Origin of the sequence: Candidatus Mycolicibacterium alkanivorans, assembly GCF_022760805.1 — a bacterium.
Classification (GTDB): Bacteria; Actinomycetota; Actinomycetes; order Mycobacteriales; family Mycobacteriaceae; genus Mycobacterium; species Mycobacterium alkanivorans.
This window is the reverse complement of sequence record NZ_JAIVFL010000001.1, coordinates 369,423-384,624: the sequence shown is the minus strand read 5'-3', so window position 1 is coordinate 384,624 and position 15,202 is coordinate 369,423. Positions and strand designations below refer to the sequence as shown.

The following is a 15,202-nucleotide window of genomic DNA, read 5'->3' as shown; positions in this document are numbered from 1 at the left end:
GCACGGCGAATGCGTCAGAGCCACGAAAACAGGCCGGACAGCAGCGCCCGCAACGCTACGCAGTCCGCGGCTGCGGTCGCTGGACCCGGTGACCGCGGAGGTGGTGCGGCTGCGCGGGATTACCGGCCGGATACACCGTGGTGACTGACATCCCGTCGCTCCCTAGATGATGCGATCCTGGGCTTCCGACAGTGCTCGTAGTGCGGCGTCGACGTCGTCGTCGGTCGTGGCCCACGAACAGACGAACCTTACCGCCGGCTTGTGCGGGTCGGGCGCGTGGACAGCGAAGTGTTCCCGCACGGCGGTCAGCGCCTCGAACGGGAGGTCGACGAACACCTCGTTGGCTTCGGTGGGGGAGCTCAGATGCAGGCCGAGGCTGGTGATGCCGGCGCTGAGCCGGGCGGCCATGGCGTTGGCGTGGGCGGCGGCCCGAAGCCAGGCGCCGTCGGCCAGCATGGCGTCGAATTGTGCTGATACGTAACGGTGTTTACTGGCCAGGTGGCCGATCTGTTTCTGGACGAACTCGATGCCGGTGAAGTGTTCGGGGCGGCGCACCAGGATCGCGTCGCCGAACAGCATGCCGTTCTTGGTGCCGCCGATGGTGACGATGTCGGCGTCCCCGACGGCTTGTGCCGGTGGGACGCCGAGGGCGGCAATGGCATTGGCGACGCGGGCGCCGTCGACGTGGACCAGCAGGTCGAGGTCGTGGGCGTGATCGACGAACTCCGCGATTGCATCGGGTTGCCAGACACGGCCGTTCTCGGTGGACTGGGTGATGGTGACGATGCGCGGCTGGGAGTGGTGCACGTCACCGCGGCGGGTGATGCGACGATCCAACAGGGCCGGGTCGATGATGCCGTCGTCGCTGGGCAGCGCGAGCAGGCTGGCGCCCGAGACCAGGACGGGACCGCCGGCCTCATCGAGCAGGGCGTGCGCGACGTCGCTGCAGAGGATCTCGTGCCAGGGTCGGACCGCGGAGGCCAGCGCGATGATGTTGGCGCCGGTGCCGGTGAAGGTAAACAAGACGTCGGCGGCGGGGGAGGCGAAGGTCTCTTTGATGCGATCAGCCGCGCGCTGGGTGATCGGGTCACTGCCGTAGGACGGGATGGTGCCGTGGTTGGCGGCCAGGATTGCTTCGAGGGCCTTCGGGTGTGCGGGGGCGGCGTTGTCGGAGGCGAAAGCGCTGGATACGGCGGGCACCCTGTCCATGATGTCACCGTTTGTGGCGCGGCCCGGATCGGGCAGAGACGGCGCCAGGCGTTGAGAGGCAGCGGCTGTCCATACTGCTGAGTACCTCGACGAGCAGGAAACCGCCGGCGATTAATCCCAACCGAGAGCGAGTCGAAGGACCGATGCAAGTCGCAGCGTTTGAGTCCTTGCCCGCGTTGGGGCCTTCGCGGAAGCTTTGACCCGACGGACACCGTGAAGACGCGGTAGCCTCAGCCCGAGGCTTCGGCCACCCGGTCGATTCCCGTAAATGAGGAGCAGGCAGGCAAGTGAGCGATTCGGATAACGCGGCAGACAAGCTCCCTGAGCTTGGCGGTACGGCCAACGAAGCGGTCGGTGAGGTTTCCGGTGACAAGAGCGCTGAACACGCCGGCGAAAAACTGAAGGAGGCCGGCGAAAAACTGCGGGAAGCCAGCGAAAAAGTGGCGGAGGAGGCCGGCGAAAAGCTGAAGGAGGCCGGCGAAAAACTAAAAGAGGCCGGCGAAAAACTGCGGGAGGCCGGCGAAAAGGTGGCGGAGGAGGCCGGCGAAAAACTGCGGGAGGCCGGCGAAAAACTGAAGGACATCTTCACGAAGAAGCAGGGGCCTGCGTCACCGGGTAGCTCGGGTGACGACGCGAAGTAATCGGGCGACCCGCGGGCTCCGTGCGTCGCGGTAAACGGTCACCTACTGAGTCCGGCATGTCGCCAATCCGACGAGGCCGCTGCCGGATTCAGTAGTCAAACCGATGGCACGAACATCGTTTCCGTTTCGAATCATCGAGCAACCGGCGATATCCGGAAACGCTCGCTTTCAGATTAAACGGCAGGTGAGGCGCCAGTGACGATCAGTGAACAGCCAGGCGGCATTGGCTTCGCCAACAACCTCGCACCACGATTCGTGCGGGCGCTCCCGTTCAACGTGCTGCTGCACGACCTCGATTGGCACATCCGCACCGGACGCCCGCTGGTCTGAGAACTGTCAGAATCGGCGCGTACTCTCGCGGTCGTGCGATCTGACAACGACACCTGGGACATCACCACCAGCGTCGGCTCGACGGCCTTGCTCGTCGCGGCCGCACGAGCACTGGAGGCGCAGAAGCCCGACCCGCTGGCTGTCGACTCCTACGCGGAGGTGTTCTGTCGGGCTGCCGGCGGCCCATGGGCCGCCCTGCTGGACGGGGCCGCGCCTGAGCATCCGCTGCAGACGCCGGACTTTGGACGACACTTTGTCAATTTCCAGGCGGCGCGCACCCGATTTTTCGACGCCTACTTCCGTGACGTCACCGCAGCCGGCGTCCGCCAGATCGTGCTGTTGGCCGCCGGCCTGGACTCACGCCCGTACCGGCTCGAGTGGGCGCCCGGCGCAATCGTTTTCGAACTCGATCAGCCCCAGGTGCTGGACTTCCGACGCGAGACGCTGGCCGCCCACGGTGACGCGCCCAAGGCTGAGCGGCGAGAGGTCGCCGTCGACCTGCGCGACGAATGGCCGCAAGCACTGCGGGACAGTGGTTTCCGGCCCGATGAACCGTCGGCGTGGATTGCCGAGGGTCTGTTGGTCTATCTTCCCGCGACCGCCCAGGCGCAACTGTTCACCGGTATCGACTCGCTGGCTGCAAGCGGCAGCCACGTCGGTATCGAAGAAGGCAGGCCAATGGACAACGCTGCCTTCAGCGCAAAGCGCGAGGAGGGCAAGGAGATACCCGACCACCGCGGCGAATGGTGGCAGATGATCTACAACGAGCAGCACGCCCCCGCCGCACAATGGTTCTCCGACCGGAGTTGGACCGCCACCGAAACCACCCTGAGCGATTACCTGATCTCGAACGGACGCGCGGTGCCGCCGCCGGAGGCCGACGAGAGCAACATGATCGACAGCGTGCGGCTGGTCCGCGCGGTCAAGAACTGAGACGCGCCTCCGGCTGATCCCACATCAGCGGACCCAGGAAACGGTTGGTGCGCCGCAAGTACTCCGGCTGACTGACGTGCAGGATGTGATTGCCCGGAAACCAGTGCAGCCGCCGTTGATCGACAGATTCCACAGGTACAGGGCGGCGGTGGCGGCAACCAGGCCAAGCAGCGCGAAGCGGGGCCATCGCAAGGTCACGCACACGCGGTGCCAGACGCGCCCGGGAAGCTGCTGTGGGTCCGTGGGTCAGGTGGGGAGGCCCTGCCGTTCGGCATCGGCGCGGTAGCGCTCGACCCACTCGTCGGAGCGCTGGTCGGCCTGGCGTTCCAGGACGGGTGCCGGTGCCAGCCGCGGGTCTTGGCCGAGAGCCTCGAGGATCTGGGCGACCACCTGCGTGAGGTTGCGCCACAACACCGGGTACGGCACGTCGATCGGATGGACGTCCTCTTCGGCGAACCAGGTGCGCCATCCCTCGTCCTGGGCGCGCAACATCGTGACGACGTGTGCGATGGCCCCGGCGTGGTATTCGGCCCTGGCGTCGCGGACCGGGTCGGGCCGGCCGCGCCAGACCCGGGTCTGTACCGCCCGCCAGAACGAGACCGCCTGTGACACGACGTCGGGCCGGTAGACGTGGATCAGCACGGGGTCGCTCCCGACGACATCGCGGATCGCCGACAACAGCCCGGTTCCGGAACGGTCGGGCAGGTCCTTGGCGCGGCTGAGCAGAAGCGATGTCTGGTTCCACATCAGCTTGCCGCCCCAGATTCCGTTGGGGGTGCGGCCGACCGTGCGAATGTAGTCGCGCCAGATCTCGGCGGGCGCCAGGTCGGGTTTGCCCTCGATCAGCGGATCGAGCAGACGCAGGACCGATTCGTCCCCGACGTCGGCGAACCACTCCCGGGGCTGCGGCGACATGCTGGTGTCCGGCAGGTACTGAAAGAACTCCTGTGGTTCGCCGGCGACGCCGGTGGCGCGTAACGACTCGACCAGCAACGTGCTGCCGCTGCGCTGGGAGGCGAGCACCAGATAGGCCGTGCGGGGGTCAGGCATGCGGTGAGCCTAACCGTTGCCGCGTGCAGCCGTCCGGGCAGCGAAGTTAAACTCGCTATGACGAAAATTATTGTGCTGAGCCAACTTCGTCGTCGATGCCGCGCTCGACTGCGATCGCCGATCTGCTGGTCAGCCTCAGTCCGTTGATGGCGAAGTGGGTCTCGGTGTAGCGCGCCGCGATCCGGCTTCCGGCGAACTCGGAGGGGATTACGTCGCCGGTCTCCTGACGCCACTGGTTGAGCCGTACCGCCAGTTCGCCGGCAATGGCCTCGGCGTCAGCGTTGGTCCCGTCGGTGAGCAGGTTGATCGACTCGGTGGGGTCCGCGATCAGGTCGTAGAGTTCGCGCGCCGGACGCGGTGCGGTGATGAAGGCTTCCACCGCCTGACCCGACGGGCTCTCCTCGATGTCCAGCGGGAGGTCCAAAAGCGGTCGCTGAGCGTAGTTTTCGATGTAGCTGTACCTTTTGGTACGAATGGCCCTGATCGGATCGTAGGAGTCGTGATACGTCTTCTGGGTGTAGACGTGATCGCGAATCTCGGCCGGAATGCTCTGGGCGGCAATCAGATTGGAGGCGTGGGACAGGCCCTCGATGTCGTCCCCGGGCGCGATCCCGACGAGCTCCAGAAGGGTCGGAAGCAGATCAACCCCGCTGAACAGCTCGTCGTAAACCCTCGGGCCAAGACCCAGGCGACGCGGCGGACGGATGATCAGCGTGATGCCGGTGCCGGCGTCGTAGAGGGTCGACTTCGCGCGGGGGAACGCCGCGCCGTGGTCGGTCATGAAGACCACCCAGGTGGTCTGGTCCAAACCGGTGGCGGCGAGGGTGTCGAGCAGTCTGCCGACGGCGGCGTCCGCGACGGCGATCGAGCCGTAGAAGTCGGCGAGGTCACCGCGGACTTCTGGGGTGTCGGGCAGGAAGTCGGGTACCTCGACGTCGGCGGTGTCTGCCGGCTCGTAACGGTCGTGCGGGTAAGGCCGGTGGGTTTCGAAGAAGCCGGCGGTCAACAGGAACGGGGTGCCCTGCTCGATGGGCGCACTCTTGGTCAGCCACTGCTGGGCGTGTTCGACCACGTACTCGCAGTAGGAGTTGGAGACGTCGAACTCATCGAAGCCGAGGCGGGCGGGGAAAGAGGTTTCGTGCTGCATACCGAAAAGGGCCGAGTACCAACCGTGCTCGTGCAAAATCTGGGGGAGCGTGCGCACACCTGGGCGGTATTCGAAGCCGTGATGAGCAAGCCCGATCAGACCGTTGCTGTGCGGATAGCGGCCGGTGAACAGCGAACCCCGCGACGGTGAGCACAGCGGGGCGGTGGCGTGCGCCCGGGTGAACAGAATGCCCTCGGCGGCGAGCTGGTCCAGGCGCGGGCTCGACACACCCGGGTGTCCGTAGGCGCCGAGCGAGCGGCCCAGGTCATGCCAGTGGACGATCAGCATGTTGTCGCGTTGCGGCTGGCTCACGCGGGGTGTCTCCCTTCGTCTCGGTGGGGTCTAGCTTGCCCCGCCGTGTGACCGTGCCCGCACGCGGTGCCCAGCGCAAGGGTTCGGCTCGGCCGGATTGCCGGCGGCTTCGCGGCGCACCGCCGACAGTAACGCCACGGTGGCTCGAAGCTCGTTGCACCGCCGTGGCGATGTGGGTCGGCTTCGCGACGTCATCAATCCAACGTAGCGGGCACTATTCGCGACGGCGTTGTCAATTCTTCAGACCTTGGCTGAGCTGATGGTGTCCAATCGCTGTGGGAGCGGTGCCGGCGGCGAAGGGAATCATCATGGGTTGTGCCTGGTATGTGGGTCGCGTCGGCGGCTTAGCGGTTGCACTTGGTGCGGGTATGGCGATCGCCCTGGCCACGCCGGCCGTGGGTAGCGCAGACACCGGGGGCTCGGCGGGATCCTCGGCCAAGCCGTCGACCGGTCACACTCGGGCCGCGGGCAACCCAGCATCGTCGACGTCGGCGAACACCGGTTCCTCCTCGCCGACCGCGACGGCAGTTGCCCCGCGGCAGGTGATCAGGCGCGCGTATGCGGCCGGAGGTGCGACGGGAAGTCCGCAAGACCCCGTGGGACCCGCCCAGGCGGTGGCGGCGGCCGTCGCGGAAGTGGTGCGCCGCGAGGTCGGGCACACCGCACGGCATATCTCGGTGAGCACCACGCGCACCGCCGCCGTCGAGATAGCGCCGGACCCCATCCTCAGCAGCGGCAACCTGTTGGTCAACTCGGGCGCGGAATCCGGAGATCCGTCACTGTCGGGGTACAGCTCGGTGTCCGTTCCCGGCTGGTCGGTGACGGGCACGCCGACGGTGATCGAGTACGGCACGTTGCGCCGTCTGCCCGGGCTGTTGGGCACCCAGGGCCTGACCCTGCCGCCGTTCCTGAGCTTTCCGCAGACGACACCGGCCGACGGGGGCGACCAGTTCTTCGGCGGCGGCAACGTGGCGAGTTCGTCACTGACCCAGGTCGTCGACCTCAAAGGCGCGGCGACTGCCATCGACACTCAGCGGGGTGGGGTGGCCTTCGCCTTGAGCGCGGATCTGGGCGGCTACCTGATCGACCCGTCGCGGGCGTCGGTCAAGGTCGACTTCCTCGACGGCAACAACGCCTATATCAGCAGCGCCGAGATCGGACCGGTGACCGCGCTGAACCGCTGGCTGCAGACCGGACTGCAAAGCCGCAACACCACCGGCATCATTCCGGTCGGCACCCGCAGCGCCCAGGTGGTGGTCTCGTTCACCGACCTGAACCCCGTGCTGGGCAACTACAACAACGCCTACGCCGACAACGTCTCGTTCAGCATCGCCTCGACCGATGTGTCTCCGAAGGCGCTGACCGTGCCCGACTCCAACGTCGGCGCGCTCAAGCACGTGTTCCTCGTGTACATGGAGAACCACGGCGTGGGTGACATCATCGGCAGCCCCAATGCGCCGTACATCAACAGCCTCGTCAACGCCTACGGGTACGCGCAGAACTACTACGCGTTGACCCACCCGAGCATGCCGAACTACTGGCCGATCCTCGGCGGGTCCGATTTCGGCCTGAACTACAACTGCGCCTCGCAATGCTTCGATCAGCCCAACCTGATCAGTGCCAATCCGACGCTGACCTGGGCTGCCTACCAGGACGGCGGCGGCGGATACACCACACCGAATGACCGCACGCCGTTCCTGGCGTTCGACAACATCTACTCGCAGACGGCGCTGGTCAACAGCCGGATCCGCGACATCTCGGCGCTGCAGACCGATCTCAACAACGGAAACCCAAGCAGCATCGCGCGGTTCAACTGGATCGCCGCTGACGACGCCACCAATATGGAGGGCCCGACGAGCGGACTTCCGGCGATTCTGAACTGGGCGTTCAGCCAGCTCACCACGCACCAGTACAACGTGGCGGCCGGCGATCAGTTCGTGCAGAGCACGATGTCGACGATCATGAATTCCAGCTTCTGGTCGTCCAGCGATCCCAGCGCGGTGTTCCTGACCTTCGACGAGGACTACAACAACATCTCGTTCGGCATCGGCAACGAGGGCAACCACGTGGTGATGGTTGTGATCCCGAACCAGGCTGCGATGTCCGGGCCCAATCCGATGCGCGGCGGGGCGTTCATCGCGACCGACTACTACAACCACTACAGCCTGCAGCGCACCATCGAATTGGCTTTGAATCTGGGCACTTTGACCAACAACGACAAGTACGCCCAGTCGATGAACCAGTTCTGGGTGTAGCTCAGGACTTGCTGTCGTCGGACTGCTCGCTCGCCGGTGAGCTGTTGGGCACGATGACGCGCTTGGTGGCCACCGGCTTGCCGTCGACCTTCTTCACGATCCGAAGTTACTCATTGTTGTTCCGCATTCCTGGGCGAATTGGGTGAGTTGACCGGCACACATGACGTAGTACCCTCAAGCCGACAGTTAACTTGCTAGGGGGTGTTTGGTGCAGGTCGATGTGGGTGAGATGCGCTCCGGCGCGAACCGGTCCTATCGCGCGGCCGCACTGGCTATGCAGGGCGCTGACCTGCTGAATCGGGTCAGTGCGGCGTCGGGTATCTTTGGCGATTTCCCGGCTGCGGAGTCATTTCACGGCGCCCTGGCCGAGGCGCACAGCAATCATATTCAGCGGCTCCGCGCGCACGAAAGTCTCCTCGGAGTGCTGGGCGACAGGGGGCACAAGACCGCGTCGGTGTTCGTCGATATGGAGGAACGCAACGCCGAGGTCTTGCGTTCGGTGCTGTGACCGAATACCCGAGCCTGACCCACATCGGTATCGGGGCTCTCATCGGTGAGGCCGGGGGCGATCCCTGGCGGGTCGACGAGACGATGCAGAGCGGAGATCCTGGTGCGATCGCCGATTTGGGCCGCGCATTCTTCAATGCCGGTGCCTGCACGGCCGCGACGTATGCCGAATTCGAGCAGGCGCAGGCGCGGTTCCGGGCAGCGTGGAATCGGGAGAACGGCGAGCATCCGATCAACGACAGCACCGAGGTGCAACGCGCGACCACCCGGTTGATGGTCCAGCGTGACCAGCTGCCCGCGATCGGTGCGGGCCTGTCCGACATCGCCGCGAACCTTGCTGAAGCACAGCGCTTTTCCAGTATGCAGATAGAACCCCTCAACACCGAGTTGCACTACATCGACGCATTGATCGACCACGCACTGGCGAACGAACAGGACACCTCGGCGTTGGAGGACAACGCGATCTCGGTGACATCCGCCGTGCTGCATCAGGTCGAGGGGCTGCGTGACGATTACGGTGCCAAGCTTGAGGCGTCGTTGACGGACCTGCGCGCCGAACACGGCTACGACCCCGCGCCGATCGAGGATGTCGACGGCGACGGCGAACTCGGGCCGGAGCAACGTGGCCGAGAATCCACCGACCACTACGACGCGAACCAGCGCTCCAGGGACGAAGCGCTGGTCAACAGCGGCGGGCCGATGACCCAGGAAAAGGCGGACGCCGCAGCGCGTTTGCGTGACTTCGCCACCGCGACGAATCCGGCCGCCGATGCCGAAGCCCGGCGGCTGGCCGGTGAACGCCTCGACGATTTCGGGATGGCGCACTTCGTCGGGCCGTTGCCGACGGATCCCATTCTTGGCGGGGATGCGCGCACGCGGGCACGGGGCAGGCTGGAGCTGCAACGGCAACTCGAGCAAGGGCTGTACGGCCTGCCGCCGATGACAGTTGACCAAACGACGCAACAGCTCGATGACGGTGAGCAGTTCGGACGCTCGATAACGGTCAAGCGGGCTGTTGATACCCTCGTAGCCCAGGGGATGTCACCGCAAGGCGCTGCTCGGACCGTGAGCGAAGTCGCCGGTGGCGTCCCATGGTCAGACTTAATGAGGCACGACTCAGGGCTGCTTGCTGGGGCAGGCGCCGGTATCAAGGGTATGGCCGACAGCGCCTCGAATGGTCGACATTACGTACCCGACGTACTCACTGCGGATGATGCCAAAGTGCTACTCAAGGTCGGTAAGCATCTCGGGACAGCGGGCACAGTGATCGATAGCGTACTGGCGCTCAACGACATGTCCCACGGCGCGAAGCCGGGTGAAACAATCGGCGGGCTCGCGGGCAGTGCAGGCGCCGGCGCCTTCGGCGCCTGGGCAGCCACGGTCGCCGCTGGCTCCGTGGTCGGGCCGGAAGGTACTTTTGTGGCTGCCGTGATTGCGAGCGTCGGGCTTGCCGCTGGCGGCGAATGGGCGGGCAAGCGGGTTGGAGGGCTTTTTGACAACGCGTTCGGCAACTGAATTATCGATGCCGACTTGGTCAACGGCACTACTTGCCATCGGAATCGTGGTGATGCTCGGCGGCCTCGTCGCAGTGATAGTGTCCCGCACACCCCGCTGCGAGCGAAGGTGGTACTGGGCTACTTGGACGATTGGTGGTGCCGTCGGCTCCGCATCGCTCGTGCCACGAGGACTAGGCGTGGCGGTTGCCACCTACGCAGTCCTCATCTTGGTTGCAGTCGTTTGGGCATTCTTCCGAACCAACTACATCAAACTGGGTGATCGGATCGTCGCCGCGACTCCTTCGGACCGACAACCCGATTCAGAGCGGTAGCCTGTCAACCTGACTCTTGAATCCTGGTGGCGGGCGTTCACTCGCCCTTGTTCTCGCGCCATCAATCTGAGCTGTTGGGCACGATGATGCGCTTGGTGGCCACCGGCTCGCCGTCGACCTTCTTCACGATCTGAGGCGGTGCCGGCGGCGGGGTCGTGATGCGGCCCTGGACGGGGGCGCCGTTCTTGACGGTGGGTACCGACACCCGTTTGGTGTCGGCCTTGGCGTCCTTCTCCGAACCGCCTGCGCCGTGCATGGCGCCCGGCGGAACCATTGGCATACCAGACATTCCGCCGGCCGGGGTGGACGACGGTGCCGGTGCTGCCGGTGGCGGGGTCGCCATGACAGGTGCCGACGAGGGGGACGTGCCCGCCGAGGGCACCGGGGGCGGACCCAGCATCGCGGTCGGGGCGGTTCCGCCGAGTCCACCGCCGCCCCCACTGCCGAGTCCGGCCTCGCCACCACCGCCGGCCCCCAGTTCGCCTATGTCGGCGCCGTATTCGTCCAAGGGGAGCTCGGAGAGGCTGGCCTTGTCGAGCTGGGCGGCCGACCCGCCGGCCTGCTGCATCATGCCCATGCCGGCCTGCATGGCCTGCTGTGCGCCTTGGGCGACCTGTTGAGGAATCTGGGTCAGCGGCTGCAGGGCCCCGCCCATCGCACCCGCCAAGGCGCCCGCGATGCCGGAGGCCATCTGCGGTAGTTCCTGGGCCATCTGGCTCGCCTCGCCTTGCCCCGCAACACCTTTCATTTCCGCCGATGCGTCCTCGTCCTGAGCGGGGAACTTGGCGGCAGCCTCGGCGGTCTTGGCATCGCGTCTGGCGTGCTCTTCCAGGCTCTCGCTGTTGTCCTTGGGATCACCGAGATTGGCAGCCAGTCCGAGGACACGCAGGAGTTGTTCGATCGGGACCGCTCCCGCCACAAGGGGATCCGACGTGATCGGGGGCGGAGGCACGTTCATGCCGTTGGCTTGCAGATACTGGTCTGCGTTGGCGTTGAGTTGACCACCGCTCACTGGTGCACCTCCCTCCGGGTCGCCAGGTTCAGGGTCTGAAACCAGGCCAAGTGGTAGTTGGCAGCGGTCTTTTCGTCCTTGATCAGCGCATCGATGGTGGCCAGCAGCTGCCAGTTGCCGACCATAACCGGGTCGACCTTGTCCGGGTAGTCAGTCAGGACCTGCGTGGTGACGGCGGCCAGGTGTTCATGCAGGAGCTCGGCCTCGGAGTCGAGGTATCCGGTTCCGGTGGAGGCGGCCTTGGCGAGGGTGTGGGCGAGGCGGGGTAGACCGTCGCGCCACTTGGTGGCCTGGGAGAGCTCCCATCCCAGCTCTTCGACGTCAGCTGTCCGGCGGGCGCGGATGGACATAATGACTGGCTCGGTGTTCGTGCTGTCAGGGATGTACTGGCCTGGGGTGTAGGCGGCGGTGAGGGTGGTCTCGCCAAGCATGGCGGAAAGGCTGGGACGGCGCTGACCAGGTGGGAGAAGTGTTACGCCGGTGGGGATTTCGACTTGGGGCGGGATCCAGCCACTGGCGAGGTCGGTGGTGAGCACGGTGGCGCCGTCATCGCGGTCGCCGATTGCCCAGCGCAGCTTGGGTTCCTGACGTGCGACGGCGTCGAGGAGTCGTTGCAGGCGCTGCTGGGCCTGCGTCTGGGTGGCGCCGGCACCGGCAATTGCACCGGTGGCCGTTGCGGTGACGGCGTTTTCGGTCAGACCCGCAGCCGACGGTGGTGTGGTTGGTGGTGGTTGATGACGGACTACGGCGGGCTGGTTGAGCGGGTTGGCGTTGGCGGGGTTGACCGGGGCCGAGCCGGGTGTGGCAGACAGGATTGGCGGTGGGCCGGCCGGAGCGGTTGCGGCAGCAGGACGAAGGTCGGCGCCGTAGGCGGGCAGCGGGCCGGCGGGCGCGATGGGTGCCGCAGCGGCAGTCGATGGCATGACGGGTGCCGTGGGTGCGGCTGGGGTGGCGACGACGGTCTGAGGGGCGTCGGGCGGGGAGCGACTGGGGGCGGCACCTCGACAGGTGTTGCGGCGTGGGCAGTTTCGAACAGCGGGACGCCGCTGGAGGGTGCAGTCGATGCGATCGGCGCCGGCATGCCCTCGCTGTGCAGCGGGGCCTGCGGCTGCATCGCGTGCATCGCGCCGGTGGACAGGGCCTCGGTGCCTGCGGACATCGGGCTACCGGCTTGGGCGCCTGCGTTGAAGTTCTGGGCCAGGCCTTCGGGGGTGAGGGCGTTGGTGGGAAGCGTTGGGATGGATGAGTGGGGCGCTGAGCTGCTCGACAGCTCCGTCTGGGAAGTCGTTGCTGGAATTGGCGATCCGGCACTAACGGCACTCGGAGTGACCTGTAAGACGCCGGCGATTGGTGGAGTAGAGGGCGGCGTCGGTCTTGCTTCGGATGTGGGGAGGACCTGCGACGGCGGCGTAACGCCTCCTCCAGAAATGAGGCCCTGACTCGCGATTTGTGTCCGACTTCCGCTGCTTGCTAGCAGCTGCGACGGTTGCAGCCCGACGGTTTCCTGGATAGTTTCCGAAGAGGCTGCCGCGGGAAGATTCGTTTCGTGCGCACCGAGAAGCTTTGAAGGCGACGACTGGGAGCCTGAAGGAGATTTCGTTGAAGAAGCGTGCTGATCAAGAAACGTGGCAACTTGATTACGGATTGCCTCTTTGTTTGGCGAACTGAATAGCCCATCAAGGTCCACGCCATGTGTGCGCGCGAACTCGTACCCCGTTGTTCCGAGTCCTTGCTGATCGAGAACTGTCTGTATTGCTCTTCTCACGACATCGCTATGGCCTGCGGCCTGAACATTTGCGTGGCTCTGTGCCGCCAACACTACGTCAACAATCTTGGCGATCTTGAGCGGGAGTGGGTCGCCAGAAGCTTCAATGGCTTCAATTTCAGCGTTTCCGTTGTGCGCGATTTCACTTAGTTCTGAACGCAGTTGAGCGGTTGAGTCATGTGCGGACTTGTACGCTTCACTCTTGGCAAGATTGTTGCCTGAAATTTTTCGTGCGTGAGCTTCACCCAGATGGAAGGTGTCTCGTGCGTCGTCTGCCGTCACACCTTCTTGATTGGACACTGGTCCCGACAGGATCGCTCGAAGTTGCTCGGCGTAAGCGCTGAAGCTCGACCCGACGGCTTGCCGATTGTTTGATGCGGCGGTGATCGTCGTCAGAGTCGCCGAACTTGGCCATTGCTGGCCGACCAACAACTGCGACCACTTTCCAGGCGGTGTGTCACTCATCTGCAGACTTCAGTAGCAGTTGCAGCAGCGGCATCGGCTGACTTGTAGATTGAATCGAGTTTTGACCGATCTGCCTGCGCAATTTGGGCCAGCGCAGCCTTCTGGTAAGCGGACGCAAGTTGTCTTACTGCTTCGGACAACTGTTTCGGCACCGCGGGATTTTCAGTCAGTTCACGGTATAGGTAGTCGCCCCCAGCGAAGGCCGCAAGCCGTCCGTTCACGGACAGGGCGAACTGCTGCAACGTGTCATTGGGGCCCGGTGCGCTTTGATTCGCACTTGCCTGCAAAGTCGATTGGACGGTTTGATACGCATCACAAACAGCCTTCTTCGCGTCAGCCACTTCTTGCTCGCTGTACGTCTTCGCCGCGGGAGTCTCGGCCTTGGGGGCGGGCCGAAACCAGGCACCGATCGCGACCGCGACGGCAATCAGCGCGATGACGATCGCGATGACGGTCGGCAGCCGCGACGGCCCGCGGGAGGCAGGCGGACCTTGCGGCGGCCAAGGCGCGGGTGCGGTGGGCCCGGGTCCGTACGGCGCTTGCGACATGTTCGCGATGGTATCTCTTGGGTTTGCCGGGGCGCTATTCACCTTGTCGCCGCCTGGACGCCGACAAGACCGCATAACCGCAGTTCAAGGTCGAATGCACAGGAAACAAGTGCTCGATCGAACGGCTCAACCAAGCGCCACAATCGCATAGCGGCCCGCACGACGTTGCCCGGCCCAGATGAACTTGTGGCCCAACCTTGACTTGACCCCGCGTAAACCCCACCGCGACGATGAACCATGCGCCGAGTACTGGTTTCGATGTGTGCTGCCTTCTGTGTGGCGCTCGTCGCTCTGAGCTCGGCACCCCCGAGTCACGCCGAGGCGCCGTGGTTTCAGGCCAACGTCGGCAATGCCACCCAGGTCCTCTCCGTCGTGAGCACCGGCGGGTCAACGGCCAAGATGGATGTCTGGCAGCGCGGCGCCAACGGCTGGCAACCCGGTGCCGCCGCGATCCCCGTCCACGTCGGTGCCAACGGCATGGTCCAGCAGTCCCACGACGGTGAGATGGCCACTCCGATGGGCATTTTCAGCCTCGACTTCGCCTTCGGCACCCAACCCAACCCGGGCACCGGACTCCAGTACATCCAGGTGACGCCCGACTACTGGTGGGACGGCGACATGAAGAGCCCCACGTACAACACCATGCAGGTCTGCAAGAAAGCCGACTGCTCGTTCAACACCAACCCAAGCAGTGGCACCGAGAACCTCTACATCCCCCAGTACGCACACGCCGTCGTGATGGGCGTGAACAAGGCTCGCATCCCGGGCAACGGCGGCGCCTTCTTCGTGCACACCACCGACGGCGGAGCCACCGCCGGCTGTGTCTCCCTCGACGACGCGACTCTGGTCAAGATCATGCGCTGGCTTCAGCCGGGCGCGCTGATCGCTGTCGCTACGTAGTCGTGGCGATGGCCTTGCCCCGGAGTGGCCTTGAAGTTCAATGCTGTCAACGACATCGTCGCCTCGTAGGTCCGGTCGTACCCCGTCGCGCAGATCTTCCAGCCGTCCGGCGTGCGCGGCCGTTCTCGTACCGCTGGGCGATGGCCACGAGCTCGTCGCGGACGGTCGACTGGGGCATCGCGTTGATGCGCGCATGTAGACGGCGACGGCTGATGGCCCGCTTCATATCGTTGCGAAAGCGTGCGAGCGACATTTGTTTTCAACTCCTCTATCACCCCCGGGTCTTCAGGGGCTTCTTTG

General features: G+C 65.1%; 12 protein-coding genes and 2 pseudogenes. 7 read left to right on the top strand and 7 right to left on the bottom strand.

Features of this window, described 5'->3' with window-relative positions:
• Nucleotides 1–162 precede the first annotated feature (162 nt).
• A complete protein-coding gene (locus K9U37_RS01950) occupies nucleotides 163–1,209 on the bottom strand; it encodes a threonine aldolase family protein (RefSeq protein ID WP_243070291.1) in 1,047 nt (348 codons plus the stop codon).
• Nucleotides 1,210–1,496: 287 nt separating this feature from the next.
• On the opposite strand from K9U37_RS01950, the gene K9U37_RS01945 reads away from it, so the two are divergent.
• The 3 genes and pseudogenes from K9U37_RS01945 (at nucleotide 1,497) to K9U37_RS01940 (ending at nucleotide 3,113) form a co-directional block, all read left to right on the top strand.
• On the top strand, nucleotides 1,497–1,850 hold the full coding sequence (locus K9U37_RS01945) for a hypothetical protein (protein WP_243070290.1): 354 nt from the start codon (nucleotides 1,497–1,499) through the stop codon (nucleotides 1,848–1,850).
• Nucleotides 1,851–2,084: 234 nt separating this feature from the next.
• Nucleotides 2,085–2,180 (top strand): annotated as a pseudogene (locus K9U37_RS19935) (oxygenase MpaB family protein); the annotation flags it as partial.
• A gap of 33 nt (nucleotides 2,181–2,213) precedes the next feature.
• On the top strand, nucleotides 2,214–3,113 hold the full coding sequence (locus tag K9U37_RS01940; protein ID WP_243070289.1) for an SAM-dependent methyltransferase: 900 nt from the start codon (nucleotides 2,214–2,216) through the stop codon (nucleotides 3,111–3,113).
• Nucleotides 3,114–3,359: 246 nt separating this feature from the next.
• On the opposite strand, the gene stf0 is transcribed toward K9U37_RS01940, so the two are convergent.
• Both stf0 and K9U37_RS01930 read right to left on the bottom strand, forming a co-directional pair.
• Nucleotides 3,360–4,163, bottom strand: a complete 804-nt coding sequence (stf0, locus tag K9U37_RS01935) for a trehalose 2-sulfotransferase (protein WP_243070288.1) — start codon at nucleotides 4,161–4,163, stop codon at nucleotides 3,360–3,362.
• Between the two features lie 67 nt (nucleotides 4,164–4,230).
• The gene (locus K9U37_RS01930) at nucleotides 4,231–5,598 is read right to left on the bottom strand and encodes a sulfatase family protein (RefSeq protein ID WP_243073182.1); all 1,368 of its coding nucleotides are present in this window, start codon (nucleotides 5,596–5,598) and stop codon (nucleotides 4,231–4,233) included.
• 392 nt (nucleotides 5,599–5,990) lie between these two features.
• Between K9U37_RS01930 and K9U37_RS01925 the strand changes: the two genes are divergently transcribed.
• The 3 genes from K9U37_RS01925 to K9U37_RS01915 all read left to right on the top strand — a co-directional run bounded on the left by K9U37_RS01925 (nucleotide 5,991) and on the right by K9U37_RS01915 (nucleotide 9,899).
• On the top strand, nucleotides 5,991–7,877 hold the full coding sequence (locus K9U37_RS01925; protein ID WP_243070287.1) for an alkaline phosphatase family protein: 1,887 nt from the start codon (nucleotides 5,991–5,993) through the stop codon (nucleotides 7,875–7,877).
• Nucleotides 7,878–8,085: 208 nt separating this feature from the next.
• The gene (locus tag K9U37_RS01920; RefSeq protein WP_243073181.1) at nucleotides 8,086–8,385 is read left to right on the top strand and encodes a DUF2563 family protein; all 300 of its coding nucleotides are present in this window, start codon (nucleotides 8,086–8,088) and stop codon (nucleotides 8,383–8,385) included.
• Nucleotides 8,382–9,899 carry a putative alpha/beta hydrolase gene (locus tag K9U37_RS01915; RefSeq protein ID WP_243070286.1) on the top strand — a complete coding sequence of 506 codons (1,518 nt, stop codon included), beginning with the start codon at nucleotides 8,382–8,384 and terminating at the stop codon, nucleotides 9,897–9,899. The genes K9U37_RS01920 and K9U37_RS01915 overlap by 4 nt, the downstream gene beginning before the upstream one ends.
• Nucleotides 9,900–10,273: 374 nt before the next feature.
• Here the strand turns inward: K9U37_RS01915 and K9U37_RS01910 are convergent, their stop codons facing one another.
• The 3 genes from K9U37_RS01910 to K9U37_RS01900 all read right to left on the bottom strand — a co-directional run bounded on the left by K9U37_RS01910 (nucleotide 10,274) and on the right by K9U37_RS01900 (nucleotide 14,002).
• Nucleotides 10,274–11,224, bottom strand: coding sequence for a hypothetical protein (locus K9U37_RS01910; protein WP_243070285.1), 951 nt, complete (start codon nucleotides 11,222–11,224; stop codon nucleotides 10,274–10,276).
• Nucleotides 11,221–12,147, bottom strand: a complete 927-nt coding sequence (locus K9U37_RS01905; RefSeq protein WP_243070284.1) for a DUF5631 domain-containing protein — start codon at nucleotides 12,145–12,147, stop codon at nucleotides 11,221–11,223. The genes K9U37_RS01910 and K9U37_RS01905 overlap by 4 nt, the downstream gene beginning before the upstream one ends.
• A gap of 1,303 nt (nucleotides 12,148–13,450) precedes the next feature.
• Nucleotides 13,451–14,002 carry a hypothetical protein gene (locus tag K9U37_RS01900; RefSeq protein ID WP_243070283.1) on the bottom strand — a complete coding sequence of 184 codons (552 nt, stop codon included), beginning with the start codon at nucleotides 14,000–14,002 and terminating at the stop codon, nucleotides 13,451–13,453.
• Nucleotides 14,003–14,239: 237 nt separating this feature from the next.
• On the opposite strand from K9U37_RS01900, the gene K9U37_RS01895 reads away from it, so the two are divergent.
• Nucleotides 14,240–14,902, top strand: a complete 663-nt coding sequence (locus K9U37_RS01895) for a L,D-transpeptidase family protein (protein WP_243070282.1) — start codon at nucleotides 14,240–14,242, stop codon at nucleotides 14,900–14,902.
• Here K9U37_RS01895 and K9U37_RS01890 read toward each other — a convergent pair.
• Nucleotides 14,869–15,018: pseudogene (locus K9U37_RS01890) on the bottom strand (hypothetical protein); the annotation flags it as partial. The gene K9U37_RS01895 and the pseudogene K9U37_RS01890 sit on opposite strands and share 34 nt — an antisense overlap.
• Between the last annotated feature and the right edge of the window lie 184 nt (nucleotides 15,019–15,202).

Excerpts from the sequence above, each read along its gene's own strand:
- K9U37_RS01905 (WP_243070284.1), bottom strand. The coding sequence starts at position 12,147 with ATGCCATCGACTGCCGCTGCGGCACCCATCGCGCCCGCCGGCCCGCTG.
- K9U37_RS01925 (WP_243070287.1), top strand. The coding sequence starts at position 5,991 with ATGGCGATCGCCCTGGCCACGCCGGCCGTGGGTAGCGCAGACACCGGG.
- stf0 (WP_243070288.1), bottom strand. The coding sequence starts at position 4,163 with ATGCCTGACCCCCGCACGGCCTATCTGGTGCTCGCCTCCCAGCGCAGC.
- K9U37_RS01930 (WP_243073182.1), bottom strand. The coding sequence starts at position 5,598 with ATGCTGATCGTCCACTGGCATGACCTGGGCCGCTCGCTCGGCGCCTAC.
- K9U37_RS01900 (WP_243070283.1), bottom strand. The coding sequence starts at position 14,002 with ATGTCGCAAGCGCCGTACGGACCCGGGCCCACCGCACCCGCGCCTTGG.
- K9U37_RS01950 (WP_243070291.1), bottom strand. The coding sequence starts at position 1,209 with ATGGACAGGGTGCCCGCCGTATCCAGCGCTTTCGCCTCCGACAACGCC.
- K9U37_RS01895 (WP_243070282.1), top strand. The coding sequence starts at position 14,240 with ATGCGCCGAGTACTGGTTTCGATGTGTGCTGCCTTCTGTGTGGCGCTC.